The organism is Neisseria sp. P0008.S010 (genome assembly GCF_051962715.1).
GTDB classification, from domain to species: domain Bacteria; phylum Pseudomonadota; class Gammaproteobacteria; order Burkholderiales; family Neisseriaceae; genus Neisseria; species Neisseria elongata.
In genome coordinates this window covers 1-274 of sequence record NZ_JBQCVA010000286.1, presented here as the reverse complement: position 1 = coordinate 274, position 274 = coordinate 1, and the positions used below count along the sequence as shown (strand labels likewise).

The 274-nt window shown below is 60.2% G+C and carries 1 rRNA gene; it reads right to left on the bottom strand.

Annotation, left to right across the window (positions count from 1 at the left end):
• Positions 1-274: ribosomal RNA gene (locus ACTHSL_RS13615) — 16S ribosomal RNA — on the bottom strand; the annotation flags it as partial.

Sequence of the window (274 nt, the reverse complement as noted above, 5' to 3'; positions counted from 1 at the left end):
GACTACTAGGGTATCTAATCCTGTTTGCTCCCCACGCTGTCGCGCCTCAGCGTCAGCAACGGCCCAGCTGGCCGCCTTCGCCACCGATGTTCTTCCCGATCTCTACGCATTCCACCGCTACACCGGGAATTCCACCAGCCTCTACCGTGCTCAAGCCTGACAGTCTCGAAGGCAGTGCTGAGGTTGAGCCTCAGCGTTTCACCCCCGACTTACCAGGCCGCCTACGCGCCCTTTACGCCCAGTGATTCCGGACAACGCTCGCACCCTCTGTATT